Genomic DNA, 20,987 nt, shown 5'->3' on the forward strand with positions numbered 1-20,987 from the left:
AGCGGGGAGGGAGGAGGGGTGCGCGAAGTCACCGACCCTCTGCTGAAACTGGTGCGGCGCCCGCACCACGAACCCGTGGTCGCCCAGACGGCCCGCTCCACCATCGCCGCCGTGATCAGCTACGTCGTCGCCCTGCAGCTCAGCAGCGAGCCGGCGCCGCTGACGGCGCCGCTCACCGCGTTGCTGGTCACCCAGGTCACCCTCTTCACGACGTTGCGGACCGGCGTCCGCCGCGTCAACGCCGTGGTGGCGGGCGTGCTGCTCTCCAGCGGTTTCAGCGCTCTGGTCGGGCTGACCTGGTGGAGCCTGGGCCTGGTCATCCTCGCCGCGCTGATCGTCGGCCGGTTCGTCAAGGCCGGCGAGTTCGTGCCCGAGACCGCGATCAGCGCCATGCTCGTCCTGGGCGTGACACAGAGCCAGGTCGCCTCGATGGCCTGGGACCGGGTGCTGGAGACGCTGATCGGCGCCATCGTCGGACTGGCCTTCAACGTGCTGTTCGTGCCGCCCGTGTGGGTGCAGCCGGCCGGAGACGCCGTGCTCGACCTCGCGGGCCGCATGCGCAGCCTGCTGTCCGGACTCGGCGACGACGTCCGGGGCCACACCCCCGTCAGCCGGGCCGCCGAACGGCTGCACCAGGCGCGGCGGCTCGACCACGACATCGTCGAGGTCGACGTCGAACTGCGGCGCGCGGAAGACAGCCTCCGGCTGAACCCGCGCGTACGGGAGGGGCTGCTCTCCCGCGTCGTGATGCGCACAGGACTCGACACCCTGGAGATCTGCGCCGTCGTGCTGCGCACCACCTGCCGGACGGTCACCGACCTGGCCAAGAAGCGCACCAGCGAGCCGCTGTTCCGCGACGACATCGCCGAGGGCATGCACGGGCTGTTCGTCGAGATGGCCCGGGCGGTCGAGGCCTTCGCCGAGCTGATCACCACACCCGTCAGCTCCAACGCGGAGGAGGCCGAGGCACAGCTCGTGCGCTCCCTGGAAGCCAGCCGGACCCGCCGCGACACCGTCGCCTTCCAGCTCCTGGACAACGTCCGCTCCCATCCGCGCCAGTGGCAGCTGCACGGAGCGCTGCTCGCCGAGGCCGACCGCATCCTCGACGAGCTGGACGTCGAGAAGCGTTCCGAACGCCTGTGGGAGGAGCTCGACCGGCAGTCCCGCGAGAGACGCGAGAAGAACCGCTTCCTGAAGGGTCTGCGCCAGCTGCGGCGCCGCGAGCGCTCCCATCGCGAGGAGAAGGACGAGGAACGCGAGCTGGAGTGGGAGGAGGAGCGCTAGCGCGGCGCCGCGGGCAGCCGTGCGGGGCCGCCCGCGTTCCGGTACACGGTCAGTACCCGGCCCGTGGCGCCGGGGCCGGCTGGTGGCGGCACAGCGACTCGTCCCGGAGGAGCTGGGCGAGCGCCGGGTCGGCCATGCCGCGTTCACGGATCAGATCGCGGATGAGGACGGCGGGCTCCGGCAGCGCCTGCCCGTACTACCGGGTGTCGACCAGGGGGGTGGCGTACTGCTTGCGCAGGGCCCCCACCGCGGCCCGGGCAGCCCCCACCGCGGCCCGGGAACGGTGTCTCCGAGCGCTCTTTTCACACCAACCGGCGATCAGGCTCCCGGCACCGTCGTCAGGAACTCGCCCACCCAGGCCAGCAGTTCGCGGCCCGTCAGGGGCTTTCCGCCGATGCCGCCCGGCTTGGGGCGGGGCACCAGGACCTGGCGGGTGGCCGACTTGATCACCGAGCCCGGGTAGACCCGCTTGAGCCGCAGCTCCTGGGACTCGCGCAGCTCGACGGGGCTGAAGCGGATGTTGTTGCCCTGGAGGGTGATGTCGGTGACGCCGACCGTGCGGGCCAGCATCCGCAACCCCGCGACCAGCAGCAGGTTCTCCACCGGCTCCGGCAGCGGCCCGTACCGGTCGGCCAACTCCTCGCGCACGGAGGCGATGTCCTCCTGCGTGGTGGCCGAGGCGATCGACCGGTACGCCTGGAGGCGCAGCCGCTCACCCGGCGCGTAGTCGTGCGGAACGTGCGCGTCGACCGGAAGCTCGATCTTGACCTCCGGCGGGGTCTCCTCCACCGGGCCCGCCTCGCCGGACTCCAGCGCGGCCCGGTAGTCGGCCACCGCCTCGCCGACCATCCGCACGTACAGATCGAACCCGACGCCCGCGATGTGCCCGGACTGCTCGCCGCCGAGCAGATTGCCCGCGCCGCGGATCTCCAGGTCCTTCATCGCCACGTACATGCCGGCGCCCATCTCCGTGTGCTGGGCGATGGTGGCCAGCCGCTCGTGCGCCGTCTCCGTCAGCGGCTTCTCCGGCGGATAGAGGAAGTAGGCGTAGCCGCGGTCCCGGCCCCGGCCCACCCGGCCGCGCAGCTGGTGGAGCTGGCTGAGGCCGAAGTTGTCGCCACGCTCGACGATCAGGGTGTTCGCGTTGGAGATGTCGATGCCGTTCTCCACGATCGTCGTGGCCACCAGCACGTCCGACTTCTTCTCCCAGAAGTCGACCACCACCTGCTCCAGCGCCTGCTCCGACATCTGCCCGTGCGCGGTGGCGATCCGCGCCTCCGGCACGATCTGCCGCAGCCGCGCCGCCGCACGGTCGATGGACTCCACCCGGTTGTGGATGTAGAAGACCTGCCCCTCGCGCAGCAGCTCGCGCCGGATCGCCGCACCGATCTGCTTCTCCTCGAACGGGCCGACGAAGGTGAGCACCGGGTGCCGCTCCTCCGGCGGCGTGGTGATCGTCGACATCTCACGGATGCCGGTCACCGCCATCTCCAGCGTCCGCGGGATCGGCGTCGCCGACATCGTCAGCACGTCCACGTTGGCCCGCAGCTTCTTCAGCTGCTCCTTGTGCTCGACACCGAAACGCTGCTCCTCGTCGACGATGACCAGGCCCAGCTCCTTGAACTTCGTCTCCGACGAGAACAGCCGGTGCGTCCCGATGACGATGTCCACCGTGCCCTCGCGCAGCCCGTCCAGCGTCGAGCGCGCCTCGGTGTCCGTCTGGAACCGCGACAGTGCCCGCACGTTGACGGGGAACTGGCCGTACCGCTCGGAGAACGTGGAGAAGTGCTGCTGCACCAGCAGCGTCGTCGGCACCAGCACCGCCACCTGCTTGCCGTCCTGCACCGCCTTGAAGGCGGCCCGCACGGCGATCTCCGTCTTGCCGTAGCCGACGTCACCGCAGATCAGCCGGTCCATCGGGACCGACTTCTCCATGTCCTCCTTGACCTCGCCGATCGTGGTGAGCTGATCGGGCGTCTCCGCGTACGGGAACGCGTCCTCCAGCTCCCGCTGCCAGGGGGTGTCCGCGCCGAACGCGTGCCCCGGCGCGGCCATCCGGGCGCTGTAGAGCTTGATCAGGTCCGCGGCGATCTCCTTGACCGCCTTCTTCGCCCGCGCCTTCGTCTTCGTCCAGTCCGCGCCGCCCAGCCGGTGCAGCGTCGGCTGCTCGCCGCCGACGTACTTGGTGATCTGCTCCAGCTGGTCCGTCGGCACGAACAGCCGGTCACCGGGCTGCCCCCGCTTCGCCGGCGCGTACTCCACCAGCAGATACTCGCGGGTCGCGCCCTGCACCGTCCGCTGCACCATCTCGATGTAGCGGCCCACACCGTGCTGCTCGTGCACGATGAAATCGCCCGGCTGGAGCGTCAGCGGATCGATCTGCTTACGGCGCCGCGCCGGCATCCGCGTGCCGTCCTTGCCGGCCGCCTTCTGGCCCGACAGATCCGTCTCCGTCAGCACCGCCAGCTTCAGCCCCGGCGCGAGGAACCCGTTGTCCAGGGAGCCGCAGGCCACGTGCACCAGGTTCGGATCCAGCGCCAGATCGGATCCTGCCAGCCGCGCCGGCACCCCCTCACCGCCCAGCACCTCCACCGTGCGGGACGCCGGACCGTGCCCCTCGGTGACGTACACGCACCGCCACCCCTGGGACAGCCAGCCCTTGGTGTCGGCCAGCGCGCGCGCCGTGTCCCCCCGGTACGTCTCCGGCGCCCGCAGGCCCAGCGTGAGCGTGTCCCCGTCCTCCTCAGCGTCGGCATCGGCGGTGAACTGGCTGACCGACCACCACATCATGCCCAGCTCGCGCGCGTGCTCCCGCACCTCGGCGATACCGCGCAGCGAAGCGGCCCCCACATCGATCGGGGCCGCGCCGCCCGCGCCGTCACCGCTGCCGGCCACCGCCGCCCACGACGCCTGGAGAAACTCCTGGCTCGTCGCCACCAGGTCCGCGGCCCGCGTCCGCACCCGCTCCGGGTCGCACACCACCGTCATGCTGCCCGCGGGCAACACGTCCAGCAGCAGCTCCATGTCATCCACCAGAACCGGCGCGAGGGACTCCATGCCCTCCACCGCGATCCCCTCGGCGATCTTGCCGAGCAGCTCGTGCAGCTCCGGATGGAGCTCCATCAGCTCCGCCGCCCGCCGGCGCACCTCGGGCGTCAGCAGCAGCTCCCGGCACGGCGGCGCCCACAGCCCGTGCTCGGCGACCTCCAGGGAGCGCTGATCGGCGACCTTGAACCAGCGGATCTCCTCCACCTCGTCGCCCCAGAACTCCACCCGGACCGGGTGCTCCTCCGTGGGCGGGAAGACGTCCAGGATGCCGCCGCGCACGGCGAAGTCGCCGCGCTTTTCCACCAGCTCCACCCGCGCGTACGCCGCAGCGGACAGCGCGTCCACGATCTCTTCGAGATCGGTGGTCTGCCCCTGCTTGAGGGCGACGGGAACCAGGTCCCCCAACCCCTTGACCTGCGGCTGGAGCACCGAGCGGATGGGCGCGACGACGACGGAGACCGGCCCGGTGGCCGGCTCGTCCGGATCCGGGTGCGCCAGCCTGCGCAGCACCGCGAGCCTGCGGCCCACCGTGTCCGAGCGGGGGCTCAGCCGCTCGTGCGGCAGCGTCTCCCACGACGGGAACTCGACGACGCCCTCCTCGGGCAGCAGCGAGCGCAGCGCCCCGGCCAGATCCTCCGCCTCCCGGCCCGTGGCCGTCACCGCCAGCACCGGACGCTGCGCGGAGCGTGCCAGCGCGGCGACGGCGAACGGGCGGGCCGCGGCGGGGCCCACCATGTCGACATGGTGGCGGTTGCCGTCCGCCGCGGCCCTGACCGCCTCCTCCAGCGCGGGGTCCTCGGTGACGGCGTCGAGCAGACCGTGCAGGCTCATGGGTTTCGCTTTCGGCTTTCCGTCCGGTGGCGGGGAGGGCGTGCGGGGGCGTTGTGGGGCACGCCAAAGGGCCCGATACAAGCTGATCGGGCCCTTCCAGACTACGCCGCCCGGCCGACACCCCGGCCCCGCCGCGGTCCTGGCCGGGCCGGAGCGGGGTCCGGGCCCGCCGGTGGTACCGGCCGCGCCGGTGCGCTCCCGGCCTCCGCCGGCGCGCTCCCGGCTGCGCCGGGTGTGCGGCTGCCGGAGGGGTTCGCCGTCGTCGGGTACGGCTCGTTGCGCCCACCCCTCCCCCGCCGCAAGCCGGGCCCCCGCTGTGCCGAACGTCCGCCCCCGGCGAGCGGTCTCCCCGGGTCAGTCCTGGGGGGTGGGGGCCGACTGGGGTGGGACCGTGGCGGTGTCGGGGGCCGCCTCCGAGGCGCGGCCGGTCAGCGCGGCGAGCGACGAGCGGACGTGCGCCATGTGCTGCCTGAGCTCGTCGGCCCGCTCGGTGTGCTCCCTCAGCACCCGCTCGGTCTCCCGCGCGATGCCCTCTTCGCGCGCGCGGGCCTGCGCCAGCAGCTCCTCGCCCTGCGCGACGGCGTCCTCGTGCCGGTGCCGCGCCCACTCCTCGGCCTGGGCGTGCTGCCGCTTGGCATCGGCCAGTGCCCGCGCTCCGCGCTCTTCGAGGTCGGCGGCGTGCGCCGCGAACGCGGCCTCGTTCTGCGCGCTCGCGCGCTCGGCGGCATCCGACTCGGCCGCCTGCTCTTTCTCCTGTTCGGCCAGCAGCGCCGCGCACCTGCGGGACATCTCGCGGAGCGCTTCGGCGGCCTCACGGCCGGTCTTGTCCGCGTACTCCCGAGCGTGGGTGCGCAACTCGTCGGCGTGGTCCTGGGCGGCGTCGACGGTGCGGGCCGCGGCGGCCTCCGCGTCGGCGCGGCGCCGGGCGGCGGCTTCCTTGGCGCCTTCTCGGAGGGTGCGGGCCTCTTCCGCGGCCCGCTCGGTCAGCTCGTGGGCCGCGGCCTCGGCCGCCGCCCGCAGGTCCGCCGCCTCCGACTCCGCGGTGCCGAGGAGCCCCTGGGCGCGCGCGCCCAGCGCTTCGAAGGTCTGCGGGGGCAGGGCGGCGGCCACCTCGTGCAGCCGCTGCGCTTCCTCCGCGGCCTCCTCCGCGAGCCGGGTGAGCTGCGCGGTGCGGTCCCAGGCCGCCTCGCGTTCCGCGTTGAGACCGGTCACCCGGGCGTCGACCTGTTCGGGCCGGTATCCGCGGCCCCTGACGACAACGAAGCCGTGCGGCGACGACGCACTCATTTCGAGCCCCTTATCTCGGTTCCCGTCTCCTGACGCGGTCCCGGCGACCACGGCGAGACCGGCCTGTCCCAGGATGCGCTACTTCACCGTGGTTGCCGTAATCGGCACATCCTGGCGCAACTGATCAAAAAGTTCGCGTGACCCGGATGGGTGCCAGACGACGACGTTTCCGACGCCCGGCACGCTGAGCCCGGGGTTCGCCACCGGGACGGTCGTCGTACCGCCCTCGCCCGCCGTCAGCCCCCTGATCTCCCAGCCCATCCGTGTGAGTGATCCGACGGAGTCCATCCGGTCGACGGTCACCGCGTCCAGGGCCGAACCGAGGAAGGGGTAGAACCGGAAGGGGTCGGCCACCACGTCAGCGCCCGTGCCCTCCCGCACGAGGGCGCTCAGCAGTTTCCGCTGCCGTTTGACCCGCCCCAGGTCGCCCTCCGGGTCGCTGTAGCGCGCCCGGACGAACGCCAGGGCCTGCTTGCCGTCCAGCGTCTGGCACCCGGCGTCCAGGTCGGCGCCCGACTTCTTGTCCCGCAGGGGTTCGCCGAGGCAGACGCGTACACCGTCGAGTGCGTCGACCACGTGCGTGAAGCCGAGGAAGTCGATCTCCGCGTAGTGGTCGAGCCGCAGCTTGGTCGCCTCCTCGACGGTACGCGTCAGCAGCTCGGCGCCGCCCAGCGCGTACGCCGAGTTGATCTTGCCTTTTCCGTGGCCCGGGATCGGCACGTAGCTGTCGCGCGGAATGCTCACCAGATACGGTCCCGCCGCACCGTAGTGCAGCACCATCAGCGTGTCCGTGTTGCGCTGGCCCCCGCCGCCGACGTGCAGTTCCTCGCGTTCCTCGCGGGTCAGGTCCGCACGGGTGTCCGACCCGATGATCAGCCAGTTGGTGCCCTCGCCGTGCGCCGGGCGGTCCGGGTAGTCGGCGAGGGCCTCCGTCTGCTGCAACCGGCTTCCGGCCCACAGGTACGTCGCCGAGACGGCCGCCGCCGCGACGAGGACCACGGCGAGCAGCACCACGAGGACGACCCGCGGCCACCGGCGCCTGCGGCGCGGCCGACCGGCGCGATAGACGGTGCTGCTCTCCCCGTACATGGACCGAGCGTCCCTCGCGGCGGCCGGCGCCGCGCGCCACCGTGGTCCGTCCGGCGGAGGGGGCGCGCCGTCCCGGCACGCCCCCGGCTCACCCTCGGATCAGAACAGCCCGTCCCACATCTGTTCGAGCAGCACGGACCACCAGTTCTCCGGCGACCCCAGAGCGGGGGCGTCGAGCGCCGCGAGCTGGCCCTGGAAGTCGACCGTCCACCGACCGGCCTGCTCGGGCGTCAGCCCGAACCGCAGCCGCCACATCCGCCCCAGCATGGCCACGCAGCGCACGAACTCCGGCAACCCGGTGTTGACGAACTGCGGAAGTGCGGGCTGCCCACCGGGCCCCGCCTCCAACGGCACGGCGACTATGTTCGCCGTGCCGTACTGCACGCACAGCTGCCGCCCGAAGTCGCTGCCGACCACCAGGTAGGAGCCCGCGTCGGAAGCGGGCGCGAGGCCACGCTCCTGCGCGAGCTCGGCCAGCGTGGGGATGGGACGCCCCGGCTGGGCCTGCCCCCAGAAGAAGGGACCCAGATCGAGGGGGACGCCCGCCCACACGAGAGTCTGCGCGACGATGTCGGGCACGCCCTGGCGGGAGACGGCCCGCTGGTCGAAGCGGAAGACGCCCTGGGGCCCGAACGCCTGCATCAGCTCCTGCCCGATGGCGTCGGGCGGGATGGGCGGGGCGGGCGGGACCTGTCCGGGCGCCGGCAGCGGCACCGGGTTGGGCGCGGGCCGCGCGGGCCCGTCGGCGACCTGGTGCAGCTCGCCCTGGTGCTCGATCAGATGCCGCATCCCCTGCTGCCGGGAAGCGTGGTCGGTGCCGTACGACGCGGTGTGGCTGACCCGCACCTGGGGCCAGGTCTCGCGGATCATCCGGGCGCAGTAACCGCCGGGCAGGTCGCACGGCTCCAGCTCGGTGTGGAGCTCCACCACCTGCTGCGGAGGCACGTTCATGGCCCGCAGCTCGTGCAGCAGCTGCCACTCGGGGTGCGGGGTGCCGGGCGCTGAGCGGCGGATGAGCTGCTGCTCGGAACCGTCGGGCGCGCGGTAGCGCAGCGCCGCCATGTAGCCGGGGCCCACGGTGGGCTGCCCCGGCTGCGGCTGCGGTGCGGCACCCGCGCCGGGCGGGGGCGGCGTGCCTGCCCCGGGCACCATGCCGGGACCGGGGGCTCCGGGCGCAGGCGTGCCGGGGGCCGGGGCTCCGGGCGGAGGGCTGCCGGGGGCCGCGGGCGGGGCGCCGGGCGGCGGTGGTGTGGTGGGGCCTGTCACCCCGGGTCCGGCGAGCATCGTCGCGGCGTGGTGGACGTCCGAGCCGCCAGTGCCGTCGGTGCCGCCCGTGCCCGAGTTGCCGGTGTCGCCGGGAGGCGGTGTGCCGGGCGCGTCGACCTTCGGCCGACTGCCGCTCTGGCTGACCTGCTCGGCCAGGTCGTCGGCCGAGACCAGCTGGGTCGGCACGTACCCGCCGCCGGGTGCTCCCGGCGCTCCGGGTGCTCCCGGCGCCGAGGGCGGGGGCGGGGTGGAAGGTCCGCCCGGGGGCGGGGTCGACGGGCCGCCCGAGCGGGCGCCCGGGGTGCCGGGGGCACCGGGCGGCGGAGGGACGGACGGGCCGCTGCCGCGCGAGGACCGCGACGGGATCGAGCCGCGCGGGGCACGGCTGGTGGCGGCGTCGGCGATGTCACCGGCCCCCGGCCCGCCGGGAGCGGACGGAGCACCGGGAGCGGACGGAGCGCCCGGAGCCGACAGGGCGCCCGGAGCCGACGGGGCGCCCGGCATCGACAGTCCGCCCTGGGAGGGGTCGGCGAGCATGGTCGCGGCCTGGTGCACCCCGCCGCCGGCGCCATGCCCCCCGGGACCCGGGCCGCCCGGACCGTCGCCCGGACCCGCACCGGTTCCGTCTCCCTGACCGCTGCCGCCGCCCGTGCCGGTGTCGGCGGTTGCGGGCCCGCCGTCCTGGGCCGCTTGCCCGGGCGCCTGCGGGGGCTGAGGTGCGTGGGGCGGGTGAGGCGCCTGGCCCGCGTCGGGAGCCCCCGGCGGCTGCGGGGGCTGCCGCGGGTTCGGGGCGGAGCCGGTGCCGGGTGCCTCGGCGGGCTGACCGGCGCCCGGCACGTCGAGCGCGGGCGCGACGGCCGTCCTGGGCAGCGCGCTGCCCTCGGGAAGCAGTTCGGTCCTGGCCTCCGACCTGGAGCCCGGCGGCGGAGGCGGCGTATCGTCCTCGTCGCTGCCCATCAGCGGCGGCGCGAAGACCGTCGCGGGCGGCGCCTGCGCCTCACCGCTGCCGACTCCACCGGTGTCCGCCCCGTCCCACGGGCTGGCACCCGGCAGACCGCCACCACCGGCAGAACCCCCCTGCGATCCACCGGCGGCGGGAGCGGCCGGGGCGCCAGGAGCCGACGGAGCGCCAGAAGCGGGAGCGGGCGGGGCGCCGGGGACCGCGGACGGCCCGGAGGCGTCGGCACGCCGGTCCGGGATGCCCATCTTGTCGGCGGCCTCCTGCAACCACTCGGGCGGCGTCAACAAGAAGGACGTCGCCTCCAGGTCGAGCCGCTGCTGCGGGGCGGCGGCCGGAGCGGCCGTCTCCTCGGTGCCGTACGCCTCCTCGTACCGGCGGATGACCTCGCCCACCGGAAGAGCGGGCCACAGCGTGGTGTCGCCGCTGTCCCTGGCGATGACCAGCCGCAGGTTGCCGCCGTCCGAGACGGGCCCGCTCTCGCGGTCCTCGGCCCAGGCCACGAAGCCCAGGTCGAACTCGCGGACGCGCACCTCGCGGTGCTGGTATCCGGGTACGTCGCCGTTGACCCAGCGCTCGGCGCGCTCCTGGGCCTGCGCGAAGGTCACCATCGCGCTCTCACCTCTCCACAGGGACGGCGCGGGCGAAGCCGCCGTCCACCATCAGGTTCGCCACGGTCTCCAACTCCGGCGGGTTACCCGCGAGCCGCAACAGGAACGCATCGAAATCCGCACCGCACGGCCGCAACAGCCGCTCCACCCGCTCCTGCACCTGCATGCCGTAGGCGTCCCGCGCGTCGTCGTAAGCGCAAAACCACACCGAGCCCAGCGCCTCGCCCTTCACCTTCACAGCGATCAGGCCGCCCTGGACGAAGCCGACGCCCAAAAAGTCCTTGGTGAGGTGGTCGCGCAGGCACTTGTTCACGTAGACGAGGTCGTTGACGGCCGCGTCGTCGCGCACCGTGAAGAAAGGCTGGTCCACCAGCAGGCCCAGCTCCGCGTCGAGCGCCACGCCCTCAGGGGCGCAGCCGCCCGCGGCCTTGAGGAAACCGCGGTAGGCACCCGGCAGCCGGTAGCCGAGCCGCTCCTCGACGTCGGCGACCTGCCGTTCGGTCACCGCGGGCTCCGGCCCGTGCGGCACGGCGAAGTGCGCGGGGCGGGTCTCCTGGAGCGGACGCGTACCGGTCTTGCCGTGGTCGACGGACGCCGTCGCCAGACCGCCGTGGTGCCGCAGCAGCGCCTTCACCTCGACGGGCACCAGCTCCATGCGGCGGCTGTGCGCCACGTGGTGCCACGTCCAGCCGTGCGGAGTGGCGACGGGCGGCAGGTCCGTCCACAGCTCGTGCCCCTCGGCGTGCAGCGCGGCGTTGGCCGACACGTAGTCGGTCAGGCGCAGTTCGTCGCCACCGAAGCCGTCCGGGGGCTCGGCGATCTCAGCGGCCGCACGGGCGTACGCGGAGAAGTCGGGAAACCCGGCCGGGTCGACCCGCACCCCCTGGGGGTGGCGGGCCGCCCTGACCGGATCCGGGAAATTCACGACCTGCCCGGCGTACGCCCGGTTCGGTGGCGCGGCGGCTTGTCCGAGCCGACCTGTCGTCATGGCGTTGGCCCCCTGCTGGTGCTGGCTGGTTCCGAACAGCCTATGCGGTACGGCAACCGCCAGACACCGCCCCTGGCGGTCACCCCGCACGGCCGCCTCCAGCCGCCCGGTGCGGCCGCCTCCGGCGACCCCGTACGGAACCGCTCACCCAGAGGGCGTGAAAAGCGGCCCCCCTCCGGGCCGCACGACCGTGACGCCCACGGGGGAATGATCGACTCGTGCGCCGCACGGCATACTTGGGCGAGCCCCGGCACTTAAGGGGACACTCGGGGAGGAAGCTCCATTGCACACCGCACAACAGGCGCACACACCGCAGGCGCAGACCGCGCCCTCGGCGCACCCCGCCGAACAGGCGCAACCCGCCACCGGTTACGGGGCGGGCGACCCGCGCATCGGCTGGACCAACGCCGCCGACTCCCTCAGCGCCACCGCACCGGTCCTGAGGCACCGCCGGGACGGCATCCTGCCCGCGGTCGCCGCCGCCCTGTCCATCCGCGGCGAGACCCTCACCTGCACCGGCAGCAAGAGCGAGCGGCCACCCGCCCACCACCCCCTCGTGCAGGACTTCCTCGACACCCTCACCACCGAACGCCGCTCCCGCACGACAGGACGCTGCCCCGAAGCGGTCCTCCTCTCCCGCTACCTCACCGCCACCGAGACCAGCCGCGCCGCCAAACGCGGCGCCCGCAAACAAGGCAAGAACGCCAAGTCGGGCAGCACCAAGGCCACCAGGGCACCCCGCACCACGAAACCGCCCAAACCCCTGACCCTGAGCGAGGCCAAGCGCGCCCTCAAGCACGCCAAACTCACCGCACGCCGCATCCGCGAGGACGGCGACCCCCTGCACGGCAGCTACATCCCACCGTGCCGCTCCTGCACCCCCCTGCTGGCCCACTTCGGGGTACGGGCCGTCGACCCGGCACAGGAGCACGACCGGTGACCACCCGCTTCCCCGTCGCCGTCGACGACCCCCTGCGCAACGCCGGGTGGGAACCAGGACGGTGGGACATCCGACAGGCCGAACAGTGGGCCGACACCCTGCGCGCCCACGTCTCCCCCGGCGGCCACCGGCACGCCGTCTTCCCCGCCGCCGTCGAGGTGTGGGCCGAGTTCGGCAGCCTGCACATCGCCCCCACAGGGCCGGGACGGCACCTGGCACCCGCACACGTCCACATCGACCCGCTCACGGGACTGCACGCCGCCCGCACCTTCAACGACCTCGGCCGCGCCCTGGGAACCCAGATCTGCCCGATCGGCACCGAAGGCGAGTACGGCGGCAGCGACGCGCTGCTCGTCATCGACGCCCAGCGCCGCGTCTACAGCCTCGACCCGACAGGCGACTGGTACGTCGGCGCCGACTTCGACTCCGCGCTCTCCGCGCTGCTGATGGGCCTCGTCCCGGCCAAACTCAGCGCCGGCGCCCCGCCACCCGCCCGCACGGCCCCGGACGACACCGCCGCGCACGCGACCGGCACCGCCCCGCAAGCGACCGGCACCACCCCGCACGCGACCGACGGCGCACCCCACCCGACCGACACCACGGCCCACGCCCACGCCCCCGAACCCGGCTCCGGCTCCGGCTCCGGCTCCGGCTCCGGCGACGAAGCGGACACCGCGACGGACGACACCTGGGCCACGGGCGACGACACGCGCGCGCCCGGCAGCGCGCGGGACTTCCCCGAAGGGCTCACACCCGCGCGTACGGAATGATCGCCGACACCCGGAACCCGCCGGAGTCCGTCGGCCCCGACACGAAGCCACCGCCCAGCGCCGTGACCCGCTCCCGCATCCCCACCAGCCCGTTGCCCCCGCTGGGCAGCCCCGCGTCGGCGGCACCGTCCGCCGCGGGCTCGTTCTCCACCTGCAAGGCGACCTCCGCCTCCCGATGCGCCACCCGCACCCGGGTCGCGGCACCCGCGGCGTGCTTGTGGACGTTGGTCAGCGCCTCCTGCACCACCCGGTAGGCCGTCTGCTCCACCGTCGGCGGACAGGCACCGTCCGGGTCCCCCTCCACCCTCAGCTCCACCGCCATCCCGGCAGCGCGCGACTGGCCGACCAGCGCGTCCAACTGCGCGAGCGACGGCACCTGCGCGTACGGAGCCCTCTCCTGGCCCGCGCCACCCGCGCGGACAGTGCCCTCCTGACGCCCGGCAGCCGCGTTCCCGGCAGCCGCCGGCACAGACCCCGAGACGAACTCCGACGGGCGCGAGGGCGCCCGCCCGGCAACGCCCCCGCCGGACACACCATCCCTCGGCCCCTCCGACAGACCGCCCGAGGGGTCCGAGACGGGCGGCGCCCCGACCGACGGCACTGGAGAGGTCGCGCCCGCCGGCGCGGTTTCGTTCTCCCCCTTCGCCGTGTCGCCCGCCCCCGCGGGCACGCGCTTCCCGCCCCGCTCGGTGACCTCGCCACCCCCCGCATCACCGGCGGCCGCCGCCCGCCGCCCGGCGCGCTCCGCGACCGCCGCCCCGGCCCGCACACCCGGCCCGCGGCCCCCGGCCCGGCCGGCCCCCACCGGCTCCTCGGCCTGTCCCGCCTTCTGCGCCTGCCCTGTCTGCTCCGCTCCCGCCTTCTGCGCCTGCCCTGCCTGGTCCGCGCGCCGGGTCCGTTCGGCCCGACCGGCCCGGTCGCCCTGCTCGCCCCGACCCGCCCGGCCGGACTGCTGGCCGGTGTGGCGGGCGTGCTCGGCCTGCGCCGGCTTCTCCGCGTCGCCGGACCGCAGCACACCCAGCATGGTCCGCAACTCGTTGAGCGCCTGACGGCCCATGTCGCCCACCAGCGCGGCGTTCCTGGACGCCTTCTCCGGATCCTTCAGCGTCACCGCCTGCAACGCCGCCGCGTGCACCACCATCAGACTGACCCGGTGCGCGACCACGTCGTGCATCTCACGGGCGATCCGGGTGCGCTCCTCGTTGCGCGCCCACTCGGCGCGCTCCTCCGCGCGGTCGGCCAGCAGCGACAGCTCCCGCTCCAGACCGTCAGCCCGCTCACGCAGCGACTCCACGAGCCGCCGCCGCGCCCCCACGTACAGGCCCAGCAGCACGGGCGGGGCCGTCACACCCACCGACATCAGCACAGCGACCAGCGGAACGAACCACGCCGACGGGTTGAAGTCCGGGTCCTGCCCGACGCTCTGCTCCAGCCGGAACGTCGTCATCGCCAGCGTGCCCAGCGCGGTCATCGACGCCAGCAGCCCGGTGATCCGCCGCGGCACCTCGGTCGCGGCAAGGGTGTAGAGACCGACGACGCACAGGGTCGCGCCCATGTCAGCGGGTATGACGGCGATGGCGACCAGGACGACGGCTATGGGCCAGCGTCGCCGCAGCACGAGCGTCGCCCCCGCGACCACGCCCAGCACGACCGCCAGCCACCCCGGAACACCCGTCTCACGGGCGAAACTCTGCCCTTGCAGCGCGCACTCCGCGGCGGAGGCCGCCGCGAGGGTGACATCGAGCACCGCACTCCGTGGCCGCTCCCACCACCACGGCCCGCCCCGCGCACGGTCGTCCCCCGTCTCGGTCATACCGACCAGCCTACGACCGAAGACCACCCCATTTCCGGCCGAGCCCCGGAACACCCAGTTCCGTGCATCTGTCCGTGACCGGACGGTTTTGCAATCGAACACCGAGGGAATTCACTCGAACTAAGTAAGCGAACGCCTTTTCGCAGCACACGGCGCCCTTCACCCGCAAGACTCACCCGTGTGACACAGACGCACGACGCGTACGAACGCCTACGCGAACAAGCCGTCGCGCTGCGCCGCGAAGGGCTCAGCCGCCGCCACATCCGCGACCGCCTGAAAATCTCCAACAACGACCTCCTCAACCGCCTCGTCCAAGGCGAACCCCCACCCGCCTGGACCCGCCGCCCCAACGCCAAGGACGACCTGCGCGCACGCGCCCGCGAGCTGCGCCGCCAGGGCTGGACGTACGACCGGATCGAACTGGAACTGGGCGTCTCGCGCAGCTCGGTGTCCCTGTGGGTGCGGGATCTGCCCAAACCCGAGCCGCGCTACAGCCCGGAGGAGCAGCGGGCCTTGATGCAAGCCGGGCTCTCGGAGCATCACAGAGCCCTGGAGGAACAGCGGCGCAGGACGAAGGCCGCGGCCTACGCGGAGATCGGTGCGCTGTCGGACAGAGAGCTGTTCCTGGTCGGCATCGGTCTGTACTGGGCGGAGGGCGCCAAGAGCAAGTCGTATCGCCGCTCGGAAAGCGTCAGCTTCGTCAACAGCGATCCGGGCATGATCCGTGTCTTCCTCGCCTGGCTGGGCCTGCTCGGAGTGCCGAAGCACCGCCTTCGGTTCCACGTGACGATCCACGAGTCCGCCGATGTCGAGGGCGCGGAGCGCTACTGGGCCGACCTGGTCGGGGTCCCTGTGGGCTCCTTCCTCAAGACAGCGCTCAAGAGGCACAACCCCAGGACGGCCCGCAAGAACGTCGGGGAGGACTACCGCGGCTGCCTCGTGGTGCGCGTCCGACGCGGCGCTGAGCTCTATCAGCGGATCGAGGGATGGTGGGCGGGTGTCTGCGCGTCGCAAACCCCGCCGACGAACCCGGGCGGGTCAGGTACGCTCTGAGCACCAATCCCCCGTGGTGTAATCAGGCAGCACCCTGAGTTTTGGTCTCAGTAGTCAAGGTTCGAATCCTTGCGGGGGAGCTCAGAGCGCACAGACCCGGGTTCGCCCCCTCCCCCGGCCGCACAGCGGCCATCCCCTTCCTTCCGTTGACCCCCGGTATCCTGCGGGGCAGCACCCACCCCCGAAGTCGAAGGGCACCCCCGTGAGCGTCAATCGCCCGGCAGCCGTCGTCGTCCTCGCAGCGGGTGAGGGCACCCGCATGAAGTCGGCGACGCCGAAAGTCCTGCACGAGATCTGCGGCCGTTCCCTGCTCGGCCATGTGGTGAGCGCCGCGCGGGCGCTGGACCCGCGTGAGCTGGTCGTGGTCGTCGGGCATGCGCGCGAGAAGGTGACGGCGCACCTGGGCGAGCTGGACGCTCAGGTGCGGACGGCCGTGCAGTACGAGCAGAACGGCACCGGGCACGCGGTGCGGATGGCCTTGGCGGAGCTGGCGGACGGCGATCTGTCGGGCACCGTCCTGGTGACCTGTGGTGACACTCCGCTGTTGACGGGCGCGACACTCCAGCAGCTGGCGGACACGCACGCGGCGGACGGCAACGCGGTCACCGTGCTGACAGCCGAGGTCCCGGACGCGACGGGGTACGGGCGCATCGTGCGGGACGCGGGGGACGGCGCGGTCACCGCGATCGTGGAGCACAAGGACGCGACGCCGGCGCAGCGTGATGTCCGTGAGATCAATTCGGGTGTCTTCGCGTTCGACGGGCGGTTGCTGTCGGAGGCGCTGGGCAAGGTGCGGACGGACAACAGTCAGGGTGAGGAGTATCTGACGGATGTCCTCGGCATTCTGCGCGGCGAGGGGCACCGGGTGGGTGCGTCGGTGGCGGGTGACCACCGGGAGATCGCAGGGATCAACAACCGGGTGCAGTTGGCCGAGGCGCGGCGGATGCTGAACGGCCGGCTGGTGGAGGACGCCATGCTGGCGGGCGTCACGGTGGTGGATCCGGCCACGACGTGGCTGGACGTGGAGGTGACGTACGAGCCGGACGCGGTGGTGCATCCGGGGACGCAGTTGCTGGGTGCCACGCATGTGGCCGCGGACAGCGAGGTGGGGCCGAACAGCCGGTTGACCGATACCTGGGTGGGTGCGGGTGCGTCGGTGAGCAACACGGTCTGTGAGGGTGCCCGGATCGGCGAGGGCGCTTCGGTGGGCCCGTACACGTATCTGCGCCCTGGTACGCGGTTGGGCCGGAAGGTGAAGGCCGGCAGTTATGTGGAGATGAAGAACGCGGTGGTGGGTGACGGCACGAAGGTGCCGCATCTGTCGTATGTGGGTGACGCGGAGATCGGTGAGCACACCAACATCGGTGCGGCGAGTGTGTTCGTCAATTACGACGGTGAGAGCAAGCACAGGACGACTGTGGGTTCTCACTGCCGGCTGGGCGCCGACAACATGTATGTGGCACCTGTCACGGTCGGCGACGGTGCTTACAGTGCGGCCGGTTCCGTGATCACGAAGGATGTGCCGCCAGGGTCGCTGGCGGTGGCGCGCGGTCAGCAGCGCAACATCGAGGGCTGGGTGGCCCGTAAGCGCCCTGGTAGTGCGGCTGCGCTGGCTGCGGAGGCGGCGAGCGAGGAGGGCCGGGACGCGGCTTCGGGTGAGAATGGCGCGGGGGCGTCCGGGGTGGCGGAGTCGGCTGGTTCGGTCCGTTCGTCGGGGGGTGCTGCCGGGCAGGTTCCGGCAGAGGAGGGTTAAGACCGGGTATCCGGTTGTATGACGTGGGGCGTACGGTTATGGGGAGCCTGATTGGCCACGCGGCCGAAAACCGACGCCGCCGCCCCCGCCAAACCGACGCCGCCGCCCCCCACTGAGCCGTCGTGCGGCGCACCACACAGGGAGACAACAGCAGTGACCGGGATCAAGACGACCGGCGAGAAGAAACTCATGCTCTTCTCCGGCCGCGCCCACCCCGAACTCGCCGAGGAAGTCGCCAAGCAGCTCGGCATCGGCGTGGTCCCGACCAAGGCTTTCGACTTCGCGAACGGTGAGATCTACGTTCGCTTCCAGGAGTCCGCGCGCGGCGCCGACTGCTTCCTGATGCAGAGCCACACGGCCCCCATCAACAAGTGGATCGTCGAGCAGCTGATCATGATCGACGCGCTGAAGCGGGCTTCGGCGCGGAGCATCACGGTGATCGTCCCGTTCTACGGCTATGCCCGGCAGGACAAGAAGCACCGTGGTCGTGAGCCGATTTCCGCGCGGCTGATGGCGGATCTGTTCGGTACGGCGGGCGCGGACCGCATTCTGACCGTGGACCTGCACACGGATCAGATCCAGGGCTTCTTCGACGGCCCGGTCGACCACCTGTTCGCGCTGCCGTTGCTGGCGGACTACGTGGGGGCCAAGACCGACCGCAGCAAGCTGACCGTGGTCTCTCCGGACGCGGGCCGGGTCCGGGTCGCCGACCGCTGGGCCGACCGTCTCGGTGCTCCGCTGGCGATCGTCCACAAGCGCCGTGACCCGGATGTGGCCAACCAGGTCACCGTGCACGAGGTGGTCGGTGATGTGGAGGGCCGGGTCTGTGTCCTCGTCGACGACATGATCGACACGGGCGGCACGATCTGCGCGGCGGCGGACGCGCTGTTCGCCAACGGTGCGGAGGACGTCATCGTGACGGCGACGCACGGTGTGCTGTCGGGTCCGGCGGCCGACCGGCTGAAGAACTCGAAGGTCAGCGAGTTCGTGTTCACGAACACGCTGCCGACCCCGGGTGAGCTGGAGCTCGACAAGATCACGGTGCTGTCGATGGCTCCGACCATCGCGCGCGCGGTGCGCGAGGTGTTCGAGGACGGCTCGGTGACCAGCCTCTTCGACGAGCAGGCGTGAGCGGTCCCGCACCGGTCCCTGACCGGGCGGCGCGGCCGAGCGGGCCCGCCGGGTCCTCGCGCTGATCGATTTCCGCACAGCAGGCCGGTCCTTTTCCGACCGGCCTGCTGTGCGTTTCTCCGACCGGCATACCGGTCGTTCCCGGCCGGTCGTCTCCCGGACGACCTGCCGCCCGTCTCCCGGCGGGACCGCCGGTCTTTCTCCGGCCGGCCTGTGATCGATTTCCGACCGGCCTTCTCCGCCGAGTAGACTTCGCGAGTCGCTCGGCGAGGGAGGCCGGTCCGGTTGTTTTCCGGGGCCGGATTCTCCGTTATCGACGCGCGCTCTTCGTAGCAGGTCCGTCGGGACCGAGTGGCAACGCACTGTCCGTTTTTTGTTGCCTACGAGGAGCGCAGCATGGCTGATGTGAATCTCACCGCCACCATCCGCAATGAGTTCGGCAAGGGCGCCGCGCGCCGCCTGCGCCGCGAGGAGAAGATCCCCGCGGTCATCTACGGCCACGGTTCCGAGCCGGTGCACATCGCGCTGCCGAGCTACGACATGATGATGGCCCTCAAGACGCCGAACGTCCTGATCAACCTGGACCTCGACGGCAAGAAGCAGCTGGTCATCCCGAAGGCCGTGCAGCGCGAGGCGATCCGCCAGTTCCTCATCCACGTCGACCTGCTGGTCGTCAAAAAGGGTGAGAAGGTCCAGGTCGACGTCCCGATCCACATCGAGGGCGAGCTGGCGCCGGGCCAGAACCTGCTGGAGCACGTCTACAACTCGCTGCCGGTCGAGGCCGAGGCCACCCACATCCCGGAGACCATCACCGTCTCCGTCGACGGCCTGGACATCGGCGACTCCATCCTGGCCAAGGACATCAAGCTGCCGGGCAACACCGTGCTGGCCATCGAGGGTGACGAGACCGTCATCCAGGTCCTCGGCGCCCAGGCGGAGGAGCCGGCCGCCGAGGGTGCGGAGGGCGAGGAGGGCGCGGTGGAGTCGGCCGCGCCGGCCTCCGAGTAAGCGCCCTTACCTGTGCTGTGCGCGGGCGCCGGGCGGGCTGTGCCTCACGGCCCTCTCCGGCGCCCGCGCCGCACAGCGCACCGTGCGGGGCGCCCCGCGCCCCGCACCTCGTGCCCCGCGGGGCGCGTTGAGCGCCCGACCGACGCGCGCCTGACCGGATCGACCGAAGGACCACGCACATGGCGGCCACCACCGAACCCTGGCTCATCGCGGGCCTGGGCAATCCGGGTCCCGACTACGCCGGCAACCGCCACAATGTGGGCTTCATGGTCGCCGATCTGCTGGCCGGGCGTATGGGCGGCACGTTCAAGTCGGCCAAGGGTGCCCGCGCCCAGGTGCTGGAGGGGCGTATCGGTGTCCCGGGGGTCAGCAGTACGCGCGTGATCCTGGCCAAGCCCGTGTCGTACATGAACGTTTCGGGCGGCCCCACCAAGGCGTTGCTGGATTTCTACGGTGTGCCCGCCGGCCGCCTGGTCGCCGTCCACGACGAGCTGGACATCGACTACGGGGTTCTGCGGCTCAAGCTGGGTGGCGGTGACAACGGCCACAACGGCCTCAAGTCGCTCACGAAGCTGCTGGGCCGCGACTACTACCGCGTGCGTTTCGGTGTCGGCCGGCCTCCTGGCCGTATGCAGGTGGCCGACTACGTGTTGAAGAACTTCTCCTCCGCGGAGCGCAAGGAGCTCGACTACTTCGTCGACCGTGCGGCGGACGCGTGTGAGGCCCTGGTGCTGGAGGGTCTGGAGAGGGCCCAGAGCACGTACAACAGCTGACGCGGCCCTCAGCCCTTGTCGCTCTGCTCGCGGCCGTTCGCGCGCAGGAGTTCCTCGATGGCGGCGAGGCGCCTCTCGATGCGGTCGATGTCGGCCCGGGTGGACTGCACGGCCTGGGGGTCGGGGACGACGACGAAGTCGAAGGTGTTCATCGAGGCCAGTCCGCGTTTTCCGGAGATCCGGAAGAGCACGACGATGACGGCGTAGACCAGCGCGGTGCGCAGGATCTTCTCGACGACGGGGATCTCGATCGTCATCATGGCGTGCCACATGCGGGCGGCCTCCCTCTCGGCGCTCGCTCCCACAGTGGTGCCGTCGGGCCCCGGAACGCTTCTCAACGCGCGGAGGTGCGCAAGAAGGGGGCGGTGGCGGCGGGCCTGTGCG

At 72.4% G+C, this 20,987-nt stretch carries 14 protein-coding genes, 1 tRNA gene and 1 pseudogene; 9 read left to right on the top strand and 7 right to left on the bottom strand.

What is annotated here, in order from left to right:
* The first annotated feature begins 18 nt into the window (after positions 1 to 18).
* On the top strand, positions 19 to 1,284 hold the full coding sequence (locus tag DQ392_RS04960) for an FUSC family protein (RefSeq protein ID WP_114014233.1): 1,266 nt from the start codon (positions 19 to 21) through the stop codon (positions 1,282 to 1,284).
* 318 nt (positions 1,285 to 1,602) lie between these two features.
* Here the strand turns inward: DQ392_RS04960 and mfd are convergent, their stop codons facing one another.
* From mfd to DQ392_RS04985, 5 genes are all read right to left on the bottom strand, one after another.
* The gene (mfd, locus tag DQ392_RS04965; RefSeq protein WP_114014234.1) at positions 1,603 to 5,163 is read right to left on the bottom strand and encodes a transcription-repair coupling factor; all 3,561 of its coding nucleotides are present in this window, start codon (positions 5,161 to 5,163) and stop codon (positions 1,603 to 1,605) included.
* A 354-nt stretch (positions 5,164 to 5,517) separates the two neighbouring features.
* Positions 5,518 to 6,450, bottom strand: coding sequence for a coiled-coil domain-containing protein (locus DQ392_RS04970; protein WP_114014235.1), 933 nt, complete (start codon positions 6,448 to 6,450; stop codon positions 5,518 to 5,520).
* A 78-nt stretch (positions 6,451 to 6,528) separates the two neighbouring features.
* Positions 6,529 to 7,539 carry an LCP family protein gene (locus DQ392_RS04975; RefSeq protein WP_114014236.1) on the bottom strand — a complete coding sequence of 337 codons (1,011 nt, stop codon included), beginning with the start codon at positions 7,537 to 7,539 and terminating at the stop codon, positions 6,529 to 6,531.
* Between the two features lie 99 nt (positions 7,540 to 7,638).
* Positions 7,639 to 10,374 carry an SUKH-4 family immunity protein gene (locus DQ392_RS04980; protein ID WP_114014237.1) on the bottom strand — a complete coding sequence of 912 codons (2,736 nt, stop codon included), beginning with the start codon at positions 10,372 to 10,374 and terminating at the stop codon, positions 7,639 to 7,641.
* Positions 10,375 to 10,381: 7 nt separating this feature from the next.
* Positions 10,382 to 11,362, bottom strand: coding sequence for an SMI1/KNR4 family protein (locus DQ392_RS04985; protein ID WP_114014238.1), 981 nt, complete (start codon positions 11,360 to 11,362; stop codon positions 10,382 to 10,384).
* Positions 11,363 to 11,645: 283 nt separating this feature from the next.
* Between DQ392_RS04985 and DQ392_RS04990 the strand changes: the two genes are divergently transcribed.
* A complete protein-coding gene (locus DQ392_RS04990) occupies positions 11,646 to 12,302 on the top strand; it encodes a YwqJ-related putative deaminase (RefSeq protein ID WP_114014239.1) in 657 nt (218 codons plus the stop codon).
* Positions 12,299 to 12,781, top strand: a pseudogene (locus tag DQ392_RS04995) (SUKH-3 domain-containing protein); the annotation flags it as partial. The gene DQ392_RS04990 and the pseudogene DQ392_RS04995, both read left to right, overlap by 4 nt.
* A gap of 268 nt (positions 12,782 to 13,049) precedes the next feature.
* Here the strand turns inward: DQ392_RS04995 and DQ392_RS05000 are convergent.
* Positions 13,050 to 14,885, bottom strand: coding sequence for a sensor histidine kinase (locus DQ392_RS05000; protein ID WP_114014240.1), 1,836 nt, complete (start codon positions 14,883 to 14,885; stop codon positions 13,050 to 13,052).
* 180 nt (positions 14,886 to 15,065) lie between these two features.
* Here DQ392_RS05000 and DQ392_RS05005 point away from each other — a divergent pair, with 180 nt between their 5' ends.
* From DQ392_RS05005 to pth, 6 genes are all read left to right on the top strand, one after another.
* Positions 15,066 to 15,938: a hypothetical protein gene (locus DQ392_RS05005; protein ID WP_114014241.1), complete on the top strand. Its 873-nt coding sequence runs from the start codon at positions 15,066 to 15,068 to the stop codon at positions 15,936 to 15,938.
* Between the two features lie 7 nt (positions 15,939 to 15,945).
* Positions 15,946 to 16,018, top strand: a tRNA-Gln gene (locus DQ392_RS34295).
* A gap of 122 nt (positions 16,019 to 16,140) precedes the next feature.
* Positions 16,141 to 17,691: a bifunctional UDP-N-acetylglucosamine diphosphorylase/glucosamine-1-phosphate N-acetyltransferase GlmU gene (gene glmU / locus DQ392_RS05010; RefSeq protein WP_114014242.1), complete on the top strand. Its 1,551-nt coding sequence runs from the start codon at positions 16,141 to 16,143 to the stop codon at positions 17,689 to 17,691.
* A gap of 153 nt (positions 17,692 to 17,844) precedes the next feature.
* On the top strand, positions 17,845 to 18,822 hold the full coding sequence (locus tag DQ392_RS05015; protein ID WP_114014243.1) for a ribose-phosphate diphosphokinase: 978 nt from the start codon (positions 17,845 to 17,847) through the stop codon (positions 18,820 to 18,822).
* Between the two features lie 396 nt (positions 18,823 to 19,218).
* Positions 19,219 to 19,830 carry a 50S ribosomal protein L25/general stress protein Ctc gene (locus DQ392_RS05020; protein ID WP_114014244.1) on the top strand — a complete coding sequence of 204 codons (612 nt, stop codon included), beginning with the start codon at positions 19,219 to 19,221 and terminating at the stop codon, positions 19,828 to 19,830.
* A 179-nt stretch (positions 19,831 to 20,009) separates the two neighbouring features.
* Complete coding sequence (gene pth / locus DQ392_RS05025) at positions 20,010 to 20,603, top strand: aminoacyl-tRNA hydrolase (protein WP_114014245.1); 594 nt, start codon at positions 20,010 to 20,012, stop codon at positions 20,601 to 20,603.
* 8 nt (positions 20,604 to 20,611) lie between these two features.
* On the opposite strand, the gene DQ392_RS05030 is transcribed toward pth, so the two are convergent.
* Positions 20,612 to 20,875: a DUF421 domain-containing protein gene (locus tag DQ392_RS05030; protein ID WP_114014246.1), complete on the bottom strand. Its 264-nt coding sequence runs from the start codon at positions 20,873 to 20,875 to the stop codon at positions 20,612 to 20,614.
* Positions 20,876 to 20,987 lie beyond the last annotated feature (112 nt).

The sequence above is a fragment of the Streptomyces reniochalinae genome (assembly GCF_003323735.1).
GTDB classification, from domain to species: domain Bacteria; phylum Actinomycetota; class Actinomycetes; order Streptomycetales; family Streptomycetaceae; genus Streptomyces; species Streptomyces reniochalinae.